The sequence below is a fragment of the Brevundimonas sp. genome (assembly GCF_023259385.1).
Taxonomy (GTDB): domain Bacteria; phylum Pseudomonadota; class Alphaproteobacteria; order Caulobacterales; family Caulobacteraceae; genus Brevundimonas.
In genome coordinates this window covers 1-9,761 of the sequence record NZ_JAHFPF010000128.1, presented here as the reverse complement: position 1 = coordinate 9,761, position 9,761 = coordinate 1, and the positions used below count along the sequence as shown (strand labels likewise).

The following is a 9,761-nucleotide window of genomic DNA, read 5'->3' as shown; positions in this document are numbered from 1 at the left end:
CGCTAGTCGACCGCCGCCGCGCTGATCGACTGCCGCACCAGCTGACAGCCCGCCTGCGTCGTCAGGAAGGCGATGTCGCCGGCGTCGCGGCCGCAGGCGATGCGCACCAGTCCCTCGACCGGGGCCAGCCCCGTCGGGTCGACCAGCCACCAGCCGTCCGACAGCCACACCTCGAAGATGGCGTGGAAGTCCGGCGGCTGCAGCTGGTCGGCATAGGCGCTGACCGCCCGCGCCGGAATGCCCGAGGCGCGGCACAGGGTGATCCCCATGTGGGTGAAGTCGCGGCACACCCCGGCCCGGTCGATGAAGGTCCGCGCCGCCGTCGTGTCGCTGTCCGACGCCCCGGGCTCATAGTCGATGTTGGTCTTGATCCAGTCGAGGATGGCCAGCACCCGCCCGCCCCCGATCGTGCCGCCGAAGGTCCGCTCCACGAACCGTCCGAACTGGTCCGACGGGCAATAGCGGCTGGGCCACAGATAGGTCAGCACCTCGGGCGGCAGGTCGTTCCAGTCGTGCTGCACCGTCACTGGCGGCAGGCCCTTCAGGGTGCCGTTGTCGACCACCGCCTCATAGGTCAGGGCCACCTCGCCGGACAGGTGGGCGCGAAGGGTCCGGGCCCCGAACTCATCGTCCTCGTCCTCGATGAAGTCGACATGCGGCGTCGTCGTCAGCCGTTCCTCGAGCACATGCTGCCCCGGCCAGTGTGCGACCTGGATTTTGTAGATGGCGTCGGTGGGGGGATCGAAACTGTAGACGAGGTCGGCGCGGACGCGGATTTTCATGAGGTCTCGACTGGGCCAAGCGGAACCTGCCGTCAACGTCGGCGATGGAAGCGGCGTTCCGGGAAATCATCACGAGCCGCGAGGGCCGGTTCGCGAAGCCCGTTCCGACATTGACTCAGGAGTGGCAGACCGAAGAATGCCCGACTCCGATTTTCCGGGGACCGGCTTTGGAGGAGCCCCGGCATGGACCTGATCAGCCTTCCGGTTTCGCCGTTCGCGGCTCGCGTTCGTATCGCGATCTACGCCAAGGATTTGCCGGTCAACATCGTCCCGCCGCCCTCGGGCTGGCCCGACAGTCGCCAGTTTCGGGACCTGAACCCGACCGGCCGCGTCCCGGTGCTGCTCGACGACCGGGGCGCCCTCTGGGAGTCCTCCGTCCTGCTCGAATATCTGGAGGAGCGCTTCCCGAGCCCTTCGTCGCTGATGCCCGTCGATCTCTTTGACCGGGCGACCGCACGGCTGCTGGTGCAGCACGTCGATCTCTATCTGATGCCGCCGGTGGTGACGCTCGCCGATCCACGGGCCGATAGCGCGGGCGCGCGACGCGCGGTCGAGGATCTTCTGAACGGCCTCCAGATGGTCGATGGCCTGCTGGAGGGGCCGCGATACGCCCTCTGCGATCATCTCACCATCGCCGACTGCGCCCTGGCCCCCGCCCTGTTCGCGGTCGCGGTCACCGCCGACCGTCTCGGACTGGACCTGCTTGAGCCCGGCTCGCCCCTCGACACCTACGCCCGCCTGTCACGGGAGGATCCGCACGTCGACCGGGTGATCGGGGAGATGGAGGAGGGTTTGCGGCGACTGACGCGGGCCCGCTAGCGACAGCCTGTCGGCGCAGGCTTGCCCGGCTTCCCGCCCATGGCGGGCAGCCGATGAGTACGGCTAGACATGCAGGCCGGAGGAGCCACCGATGACGCACGATCTCGATCTGATACCTGACGCAAAACTCTGGAACGAAGGCAGGGGCGTCGATCTGGAAAGCTGGGTTTGCATGTCCGGCTCCTACGATCTCGCTGTCGGCTACACCTTTATTTTCTGGCCCGAGTTCGTGGTCATCGACGATTACGTCCTGCGTCAGGGATCAACGGAAGCGAATCTGAGAGATTGGGAAAAGAACGGCCATGATCACAGGGCGATCGAAGCCGTAATCAACCACATCCACATCGCCGACATCCACAATCATGCGGACGCTTCAGAGGCCCAACTCCGTCATCTGGGACGCGTCCTGCAATCCATCTATCGATTGAAGCTCGCGGCGGATTTTCCGGACCGGTCTTTCGCCGTCGTTTTCAATGACGAGGATGGACTGGATCCAATCGACTACGAGCTGACCTTCTTCCAGATCGAGTCTCAGGGGGCCTAGGTCAGACCTACGGCTCCAGCTCGATGTCCCAGTACAGGTAGTCGAGCCAGCTCTGGTGCAGGTAGTGCGGCGGGAAGCGGCGGCCGTGTTCCTGCAGCTGCCAGGCGCTGGGCCTATGGGGCGCGCGGCGGATCATCATCTGCGCCTGCTGGGGCGTGCGTCCGCCCTTGCGCAGGTTGCAGGGGCCGCAGGCGGCCACGATGTTCTCCCACGTCGTGCGGCCGCCGCGGCAGCGCGGGATGACGTGGTCGAAGGTCAGCTCGGCGCTGTCGCCACAGTACTGGCAGGCGAAGCCGTCGCGCAGGAAGACGTTGAAGCGGGTGAAGGCGGGCTGCCGGTCCTGATCCACATAGCTCTTCAGCGCGATCACGCTGGGCAGCTGGATCTCCATGGACGGGCTGCGCACGACCTTGTCGTAGACCGAGACCACGTCGACGCGGTCCTGATACACCGCCTTCACCACCTCCTCCCACGGCCAGATCGACAGCGGGTAGTAGGACAGCGGACGGAAGTCGGCGTTCAACACCAGCGCGGGCCAACCCGACGGGGGGCGACTGAGGACCTGCATCAGGTCCGCTCCGCGTGACGGAGGGTTATGGAAGCGACAGGACTGAAGACACGTCTCCTTCCCTCGTCAGGCCCCAATGAGGGCAAGGAGAAGGCTAGACCTGATTCGACAGCTTGGCGATGACTGGACGACGACGCTTTCGCGACGCCGCCTAAAAGCGGCCGACCAGTTCGAACCGCTCGCACACCACCAGCATATCCGGCGAGAAATGCCCCTCTCGCCGGTAGTAGGCCTCGTGCTCCGTGCGCCAGTACTCGGGCGACAGATCGCCCTCGCCCTCGGCGCGCATGAAGTCCTCGCTCACGTCGCGATAAGGCATGATCTCGACTTCGGTCGTGCGGATGACGCAGGTGGGCGTTCCCGCCCCGTCCAGGATCACGCTCAGTTCGCCGACCGTGGGCATGATGTCGGCCTGGCAGGATGCGAGCGACGAACAGGTCGCCCGCTTTCCGCCCGCCAGAACCAGGGCCAGAAGCTCGTCAGCCAGTTCGGGGCTGTCCCCGAACGCCCAGCGGGGCGCGTCGCCAAAGGCGTCGAGCGATAGGGTCATCACGGGTCTACCTCAGTTACGGACAACGGTGCCGGGAAAGGCCGGCAGGCTCCAGCCCCAGGCCAGCGCCCCGGCGCGCAGGCCGAAGCCCAGCGCGCCGCCGACGATGGCCGCCGGCCAGATATCCAGGCCCAGCACGCGGGCGATGACGAAAACGGTGGCCGCCAGCAGGGCGGCGGACACGGTGATCTCGCGCCGCAGCAGGATGGACGGCTCCCCCGCCAGCAGGTCGCGCACCACCCCGCCGAAACAGGCCGTCAGGGCGCCCATGACGATGCAGATCAGCGGCGCGATGCCGAAGGCGCCGGCCTTGGCCGCCCCCATGACGCCATAGGCCGCCAGCCCAACCGCATCGAGCCACAGCAGGGCGCGGAACCGCCAGGGCCGTGCGCCGATCAGCCAGACCGCCAACGATGCGGCCAAGCAGACGGCGATGTAGCGCCAGTCCTGCACCCAGAAGACCGGCGCCCCGATCAGCAGGTCGCGCAGGGTGCCGCCGCCCACGCCGGTGATCGCGCCGAAGAAGGCGAAGGTGACCAGATCATGCTTCTGCCGCGCCGCCGCCAGCGCGCCGGTCGCGGCGAACACGGCCACGCCCGCGAAGTCGAGCGCGCCGAGAACCGTCTCGGGATTGGCGATGGCGGGATCGATGATCGGCGTCATGGTTTCGCTTGTAGCGCCTAGAGCCTGATCGGTTGAGATGGAATCGCTTCGCGATCCATCGATGCCGTGGATCAGGCTCCAGGCACGACGTTGGAGCGAAATCTGAGTTCGGATGCCAAAGCATCCAAACCGGTTTCGCTCTACGCGGGCGGGTTCTCCAGCGCGATCTCGCCCCGCTTCACCGCGCCGTACCAGCCCCACAGCAGATGGGCGGCGACGCTGCGGTGCGGGCTCCACGCCTCGGCCCGGCGATTGGCCTCCTTTTCGCGGGGCCGCAGCGGCGCGCCGTCCGCCCAGCGCATCGCTTCCTGCAGGGCGATGTCCCCGCCGGGGAAGACGTCCATACGCCCCTCGCAGAACATCAGGAAGGTCTCGGCCGTCCATCGCCCGACGCCCTTGATGGCCACCAGCCGGGCCACCGCCTCGTCGTCCGACAGGGTCTCAAGATGATCGAAGTCGATCCGCCCCTCGACGTGGGCGCGGGCGATCTCGTGGCCGTAGGTGGCCTTCTGGATCGACAGGCCGAAGGATCGCAGCGTCTCGATGTCCGCGGCCAGCACGCGCTCCGGCGTGACCACGCCTCCCAGCCCGTCCACCACCCGTTTCCAGATGGCGTTCGCCGAGGCCACGGAGACCTGCTGCTCCACGATCATCCGGAACAGGCCCTCGAAACCGCCGGTCCTCTGCCGCCATTCGAACACCGGCAGGCGCTGGTGCGCCTCGCCCAGGGCGGGGTCGAGCGCGACCAGCGCTTCGCGGGCGGCGGCGATCTGCGCGGGGTCGGGCGGAACGGGCATGGGACCTCATCGACAGGCTTATGCGGGCGATCTAATCGTTTGGCATGTTTACCCTGGACGATCTTCTGCACCCGATCACGCCCGCGCAATTCTTCGCGGACTATGATGACCGGAAACCGCTGCACGTCCCGGCGGGCGATGATCGCCGCAAGCGGCAGGTCCTGGCCTGGGCCGACTTCAACGCCATGCTGGACCGCACCACCACCTGGTCGGCCAACACCCTTCGCCTGATGATGAACCATCAGGCCGTGCCGCCCGAACAGTACTGCACGACGCTGACGACGATGGAGGGCGCGATCCCGCGGCCCGTGCCGGCGAAGGTCGAGATGCTGCTGGCCACGGGCGCCAGCCTGGTCGCCAACGACGTGATGTACCTGCACCCGCCCCTGACCGCGATCACCGCCGCGCTGGGCGAGGCCTTCGGCGCCAGGGTCGGGGCCAATGTCTATTGCTCGTTCCAGGGCGTGCAGGCGTTCGGCACCCACTACGACAACCACGACGTCTTCGTGATCCACACCGAGGGCGAGAAGGTCTGGAACCTGTATCAGGGCCGCGCGGCCAACCCCGTCGATCCCCTGCCGGACAACGCCGAGACCCGCCGCTATTTCGAGCAGACGCGTGGGCCGGTGATCCAGAAGGTCGTCATGAAGCCCGGCGACGTCCTCTACCTGCCGCGCGGCTGGTATCACGACGCCCTCGCCCAGGACGGCGGGTCGCTGCACGTGACCTTCTCCGTCGCGCCGCTCTACGGCCGGATCCTGCTCAAGCTGCTCGACAACGCCGCCATGCAGAACACCGCCTTCCGGGCCTATCTGCCGCCCGCCTCGCGCGACGGCGGCGCCGCCCTCGGACGGCGGCTCAAGGAGCTGGGCGAGCTGCTCGCCGCCCTGTCCGCCTCGCCGGCCTTCCTCGACGAGGTGGCCATGACCCAGACCCAGCTGGTCGCCCGCCCCTCTGGCTTCAGCCTGCCCGAGCGCAAGCCGGTGACGCTGTGCCGGATCACGGGCCGACCCTTCCCCCGCGCCTCCACCGGCGTGCAGGTGAGCTATGAGTGGATGCAGTTCGAGCGCCAGTTCGCCGTCGAGGACGCCGTCGCCCGCTTCGACTTCGTCTCCGAGGCCGACATCCGCGCGGGGGTCGAAGCCGCCCTGGCCGCGGGCGCCCTGCAAAGGGTCTGAGGCGCGCGCCGCATGATCACCCGGTTCGCCCCCTCTCCGACCGGACGGCTGCACAAGGGCCACGCCTTCTCGGCCCTGACCGCCTGGCGCGCGGCCCGGGCGGCCGGCGGGCGCTTCCTGGTGCGGATCGAGGACATCGATCCCACCCGCTGCAGGCCCGAGTTCGACGCCGGGATCCTCGAGGACCTGGCCTGGCTGGGGGTGGACTGGGACGCGCCGGTGCGGCGTCAATCGGAACACCTGGCCGACTACGCCACGGTGGTGGACGCCCTGGACCGGCGCGGCCTGCTGTACCGCTGCTTCCGCACCCGCAAGGAGATTCTGGACGCCATCGGGGACGCCCCGCACGGCGCGGCGGAGGCGGTGCGGCCCGGCCCGCATCCCGCCGACGAGGAAGCCGCCCTGCTGGCGGAGGGCCGTCCCTTCGCCTGGCGGCTGTCGCTGGACCGCGCCCGCGAGACGCTCGGCGCCCGCGCCTGGGACGCCCTGGTCTTCGTCGAGGAGGGCGACGGCGACCGCGGCCTGATCCGCGCCCGGCCCGAAACCGCCGGCGACGTGGTCGTGGCCCGCAAGGACGCGGGGACCGCCTATCATGTGGCCGTCACCCATGACGACGCCCTGCAGGCCGTCACCCACGTCATCCGCGGGCAGGACCTGTTCGAGGCGACCCATATCCAGGTCCTGATCCAGGCCCTGATGGGCTGGCCCACGCCGGTCTATCGCCATCATCGGCTGATCACCGGCGAGGACGGCCGCCGCTACGCCAAGCGCGACGGCTCCGTCACCCTGGCCCACCTGCGGTCCGAGGGGCTGGCCCCCGCCACCCTGCGCGCGGAGCTGGGCTTCTAGCGGAATAGCCCGTCGGTGTTCTTCGCCGGCGAGAAGACCACGGCCTTGTCCGGCGCCTCGACCTTGGCGCCCGGCCCGCCGATGGTCCGCAGGATGTGGCGGATGATGTTCAGCCGCGCGGTCTTCTTGTCGTCGGTGGCCACCACGCTCCACGGCGCGTGCTTGCTGTCGGTCTCGTCCAGCATGCGATCGCGGGCCGCGCTATAGGCGTCCCAGCGCGCCTGCGCCTCGGCGTCCAGCGAGGACACCTTGAACCGCTTCAGCGGATCCTCGATCCGCTCGCCCAGCCGCTTGGCCTGCTCGTCCTTGGAGATGTCGAGCCACAGCTTGATGATCGTCACCCCGTCGTCGGCCAGCATCCGCTCGAAGCGCGGCGCGTCCTTCAGGAACTGCTCGTGCTGCGCCGGGGTGCAGAAGCCCATCACCGGCTCGACCCCGCCGCGGTTATACCAGGAGCGGTTCAGGATGACCGTCTCGCCCGCCGCCGGCAGGTGGCCGACGTAGCGCTGGAAATACCACTGGGTCGTCTCGCGGTCGGTCGGCTTGGGCAGGGCCACGACCCGCGTCTGCCGCGGCGACATGTATTCGGTCAGGCGCTTGATCGCCCCGTCCTTGCCCGCCGAGTCCCGCCCCTCGAACACGATCAGCGTCCGCCGGCCGTTGTCGATCGTCCACGCCTGGGTGTCGACGATCGCGATCTGGAGCCGCTCCAGCGTGTCGTCGTAGTCTTCCTTGCTCTTGGCCATGACCCCACCCTGCGCCGCCATGGCGCGTCGGGCAATGCAACGCCCAAGCTTGCGGGCCGTTGCAACCGCGCCCCCGGATCGCCCTTTGCCGAACCGCCCGGGCCGGTTAACGCTGTGCGGGCATGCAGCGCGACTTCGCCGATTTCTGGAACCTGATGTGGGAGGCCGCGCTGGGCGTCTGCGCGGCCTTCGCCCTGCTGAACGCCTTCGCCCCGGCCCAGGACCTGCCGTGGAAGCCGCTGGACCTCAGCCACCCCATCGGCCAGGCCACCGCCGCCAAGGTCGACGACTTCGAGCTGACCCGCGTCTCCGCCCCGGAGGAGGTCGCCGCCGTCACCGACGCCTGCATCCAGATCCTGCGCGACGCGGGCGTCACCGTGGAGCGCGCGCCCGACCGCGACGACGGCGGCTTCTGCGTCGTGCGCGGCGCCGTGCGCATCACCGGCGGCGACATCACCCCCCTGGCGCCCGGCGGCCTGGTCATGCAGTGCCCGCTGGCGGTCCGCTACGTCATCTGGGACCGGCAGGTGCTGCGCCCCGCCGCGCAGGAGATCCTCGGCTCGAAGGTCGCCCGGGTCGACAACTACGGCTCCTACGCCTGCCGCCGCATCTACAACTCCGACAAGCCCCAGGACCGGCCCAGCGAGCACGCCCGCGCCAACGCCCTGGACGTCGCCGGCGTGACCCTGGAGGACGGCCGCACCGTCTCCGTGGCCAATGACTGGACCGGCCAGGGCCAGGCGGGGGAGCCCGGGGCCCGCTTCCTGCACCGCCTGAAGGACGGCGGCTGCCGGGTCTTCTCGACCGTTCTGACCCCGGACTACAATGAGGCGCACAAGGACCACCTGCACCTCGACGGCGCCCCGCGCGGCCTGTGTGGTTAAACCCCGCTCATAATGTTCGCCTTGCGAACGAATCTCTTTGCTGTTGACCAGTCCGGTTTTGCGGGAGAGAACTTCGCCCGCAGTCCGGATTTCGCGCGGCCTCCACACCCGTGCACCGCTCCTTCTTACGGAACGAGCTTGTCCAGATGGGCTGACGGATGACCCCGTCGGGGCATCCGCCTGGAAAGCGCGTTTACGGAGACGCATTATGGCGACCGGCACGGTCAAGTGGTTCAACCCGACCAAGGGTTTCGGTTTCATTCAGCCTGATGGCGGCGGCTCGGACGTTTTCGTCCACATCACCGCGGTTCAGAAGGCCGGCCTCGCGGGCCTCGATGAAAACGCCAAGGTCGAATACGAGCTGGAATCCCAGCGCGGCAAGACCTCGGCCGTGGACCTGAAGATCCTCTAAGGATCGACATCCACGTCGAACAGAACGGGCGCGGCGGCGAAAGCCTCCGCGCCTTTCTTTTTGGGCCGCGGACCGTCGGCCCTGCGGGACCTCCCGACCCGACGCGGCCTGGCGCTTCGCGCAGCCTCTTCCTCCCCGTCCGGTCGCTGCGCGACGACCCTCCTCCGAGGGTGAGGGTGAGATGGCGCCTGTCATCGGAAAATCCCGAAACCCTGTCATCCCGACACGCCCGCGCCCCGGTCGATCTCCGCCTGGACCGCGCGGCGGCGTTCGAGGTCGGCCTTCAGCGCCCTGTACTGCTCGGGCAGGTCGCGGCCGGCGAAGAGGTCTTCGGCCAGGTTGAGGGCGCGTTCCCGGATGAAGGTCTGCATCTGCTGGAAGCGGAACTCGGCATTGGCCTCGCTGTCGGCCAGATCCTCGTCGACCCAGTCGAGAACGGCGTCCAGCCGGGCGATCTCGGCGGCGGCCCGGGCCAGCCGGAGCGCATTGAGCCCCTCCCCCGCCTTGAGCGCCGACATGGCCCCGGCCAGCGCCTTGCGCGCCAGGTCGTCGGGCCGGATGGTCAGGGGCGCGCGCCAGTGATCCATCACCGGCGCCTCGCGCGCGACCTCCGGATCGGCGGCGCCGGGCCCGGCGGCGGCCTCAGCGGACCGGGCGATGGCCCGCGCGCCGGGCGGGACGAGCCAGGGCGTGACGCGGGCGGCGAAGGCGGCCTTGGTCCAGCCCTCGCGCCCGGCGCGCCGCCGGATCGAGGTCTCAGACACCCCGAACCGCGCCGCCACCGCCGGCGCCGACATCCCTGACAGATAGGCGCCCCGGATCAGCCCCCAGGTCTCCGGACTGGCCGTCACATAGCGCGTGCGCGGCAACCGCCGCCGTGAAGTCTCCTGCATGTCCGATGTCCCCTGTTGCAGCCTCCGACCGGCGGAGTCTGGCATGCGCCTGCGTCAGAAACGGACGTGGGCGCGG

The 9,761-nt window shown here is 69.0% G+C and carries 13 protein-coding genes; 6 read left to right on the top strand and 7 right to left on the bottom strand.

Going from position 1 to position 9,761, the window contains the following annotated elements:
• Positions 1-2 precede the first annotated feature (2 nt).
• Positions 3-782: a transglutaminase family protein gene (locus tag Q0C81_RS10885; protein ID WP_291837431.1), complete on the bottom strand. Its 780-nt coding sequence runs from the start codon at positions 780-782 to the stop codon at positions 3-5.
• 183 nt (positions 783-965) lie between these two features.
• Between Q0C81_RS10885 and Q0C81_RS10880 the strand changes: the two genes are divergently transcribed.
• The gene (locus tag Q0C81_RS10880) at positions 966-1,601 is read left to right on the top strand and encodes a glutathione S-transferase family protein (protein ID WP_291837429.1); all 636 of its coding nucleotides are present in this window, start codon (positions 966-968) and stop codon (positions 1,599-1,601) included.
• 91 nt (positions 1,602-1,692) lie between these two features.
• Positions 1,693-2,145, top strand: a complete 453-nt coding sequence (locus Q0C81_RS10875) for a hypothetical protein (protein WP_291837427.1) — start codon at positions 1,693-1,695, stop codon at positions 2,143-2,145.
• 7 nt (positions 2,146-2,152) lie between these two features.
• On the opposite strand, the gene Q0C81_RS10870 is transcribed toward Q0C81_RS10875, so the two are convergent.
• From Q0C81_RS10870 to Q0C81_RS10855, 4 genes are all read right to left on the bottom strand, one after another.
• Positions 2,153-2,713: an HNH endonuclease gene (locus Q0C81_RS10870; protein ID WP_291837425.1), complete on the bottom strand. Its 561-nt coding sequence runs from the start codon at positions 2,711-2,713 to the stop codon at positions 2,153-2,155.
• A 151-nt stretch (positions 2,714-2,864) separates the two neighbouring features.
• Positions 2,865-3,263 (bottom strand): ASCH domain-containing protein, encoded by a 399-nt coding sequence (locus tag Q0C81_RS10865; RefSeq protein WP_291837423.1) that lies wholly within the window; start codon positions 3,261-3,263, stop codon positions 2,865-2,867.
• A gap of 12 nt (positions 3,264-3,275) precedes the next feature.
• Entirely contained in the window at positions 3,276-3,926 is a 651-nt protein-coding gene (locus tag Q0C81_RS10860; protein ID WP_291837421.1) for a trimeric intracellular cation channel family protein, read from the bottom strand.
• A gap of 140 nt (positions 3,927-4,066) precedes the next feature.
• Positions 4,067-4,723 (bottom strand): DNA-3-methyladenine glycosylase, encoded by a 657-nt coding sequence (locus Q0C81_RS10855; protein WP_291837419.1) that lies wholly within the window; start codon positions 4,721-4,723, stop codon positions 4,067-4,069.
• 44 nt (positions 4,724-4,767) lie between these two features.
• Between Q0C81_RS10855 and Q0C81_RS10850 the strand changes: the two genes are divergently transcribed.
• Both Q0C81_RS10850 and gluQRS read left to right on the top strand, forming a co-directional pair.
• Positions 4,768-5,901: a cupin domain-containing protein gene (locus tag Q0C81_RS10850; protein WP_291837417.1), complete on the top strand. Its 1,134-nt coding sequence runs from the start codon at positions 4,768-4,770 to the stop codon at positions 5,899-5,901.
• Positions 5,902-5,913: 12 nt separating this feature from the next.
• On the top strand, positions 5,914-6,750 hold the full coding sequence (gene gluQRS / locus Q0C81_RS10845) for a tRNA glutamyl-Q(34) synthetase GluQRS (protein ID WP_291837415.1): 837 nt from the start codon (positions 5,914-5,916) through the stop codon (positions 6,748-6,750).
• On the opposite strand, the gene ppk2 is transcribed toward gluQRS, so the two are convergent.
• Positions 6,747-7,496, bottom strand: a complete 750-nt coding sequence (gene ppk2, locus Q0C81_RS10840) for a polyphosphate kinase 2 (RefSeq protein WP_291837414.1) — start codon at positions 7,494-7,496, stop codon at positions 6,747-6,749. The two genes, gluQRS and ppk2, sit on opposite strands and share 4 nt — an antisense overlap.
• A gap of 122 nt (positions 7,497-7,618) precedes the next feature.
• Here ppk2 and Q0C81_RS10835 point away from each other — a divergent pair, with 122 nt between their 5' ends.
• Together Q0C81_RS10835 and Q0C81_RS10830 are read left to right on the top strand one after the other, a co-directional pair.
• The gene (locus Q0C81_RS10835; protein WP_291837412.1) at positions 7,619-8,380 is read left to right on the top strand and encodes an extensin family protein; all 762 of its coding nucleotides are present in this window, start codon (positions 7,619-7,621) and stop codon (positions 8,378-8,380) included.
• A 208-nt stretch (positions 8,381-8,588) separates the two neighbouring features.
• Positions 8,589-8,792: a cold-shock protein gene (locus tag Q0C81_RS10830; RefSeq protein ID WP_291837410.1), complete on the top strand. Its 204-nt coding sequence runs from the start codon at positions 8,589-8,591 to the stop codon at positions 8,790-8,792.
• Positions 8,793-9,007: 215 nt separating this feature from the next.
• Here the strand turns inward: Q0C81_RS10830 and Q0C81_RS10825 are convergent, their stop codons facing one another.
• Positions 9,008-9,685, bottom strand: a complete 678-nt coding sequence (locus Q0C81_RS10825) for a hypothetical protein (protein ID WP_291837408.1) — start codon at positions 9,683-9,685, stop codon at positions 9,008-9,010.
• Positions 9,686-9,761: the final 76 nt, after the last annotated feature.

Bases quoted from the DNA above. Each gene is read 5' to 3' on its own strand.
- Q0C81_RS10850 (WP_291837417.1), top strand. From the start codon at position 4,768: ATGTTTACCCTGGACGATCTTCTGCACCCGATCACGCCCGCGCAATTC.
- Q0C81_RS10825 (WP_291837408.1), bottom strand. From the start codon at position 9,685: ATGCAGGAGACTTCACGGCGGCGGTTGCCGCGCACGCGCTATGTGACG.
- Q0C81_RS10855 (WP_291837419.1), bottom strand. From the start codon at position 4,723: ATGCCCGTTCCGCCCGACCCCGCGCAGATCGCCGCCGCCCGCGAAGCG.
- Q0C81_RS10880 (WP_291837429.1), top strand. From the start codon at position 966: ATGGACCTGATCAGCCTTCCGGTTTCGCCGTTCGCGGCTCGCGTTCGT.
- gluQRS (WP_291837415.1), top strand. From the start codon at position 5,914: ATGATCACCCGGTTCGCCCCCTCTCCGACCGGACGGCTGCACAAGGGC.
- Q0C81_RS10865 (WP_291837423.1), bottom strand. From the start codon at position 3,263: ATGACCCTATCGCTCGACGCCTTTGGCGACGCGCCCCGCTGGGCGTTC.
- Q0C81_RS10875 (WP_291837427.1), top strand. From the start codon at position 1,693: ATGACGCACGATCTCGATCTGATACCTGACGCAAAACTCTGGAACGAA.
- Q0C81_RS10870 (WP_291837425.1), bottom strand. From the start codon at position 2,713: ATGCAGGTCCTCAGTCGCCCCCCGTCGGGTTGGCCCGCGCTGGTGTTG.
- Q0C81_RS10830 (WP_291837410.1), top strand. From the start codon at position 8,589: ATGGCGACCGGCACGGTCAAGTGGTTCAACCCGACCAAGGGTTTCGGT.
- Q0C81_RS10860 (WP_291837421.1), bottom strand. From the start codon at position 3,926: ATGACGCCGATCATCGATCCCGCCATCGCCAATCCCGAGACGGTTCTC.
- Q0C81_RS10835 (WP_291837412.1), top strand. From the start codon at position 7,619: ATGCAGCGCGACTTCGCCGATTTCTGGAACCTGATGTGGGAGGCCGCG.
- Q0C81_RS10885 (WP_291837431.1), bottom strand. From the start codon at position 782: ATGAAAATCCGCGTCCGCGCCGACCTCGTCTACAGTTTCGATCCCCCC.
- ppk2 (WP_291837414.1), bottom strand. From the start codon at position 7,496: ATGGCCAAGAGCAAGGAAGACTACGACGACACGCTGGAGCGGCTCCAG.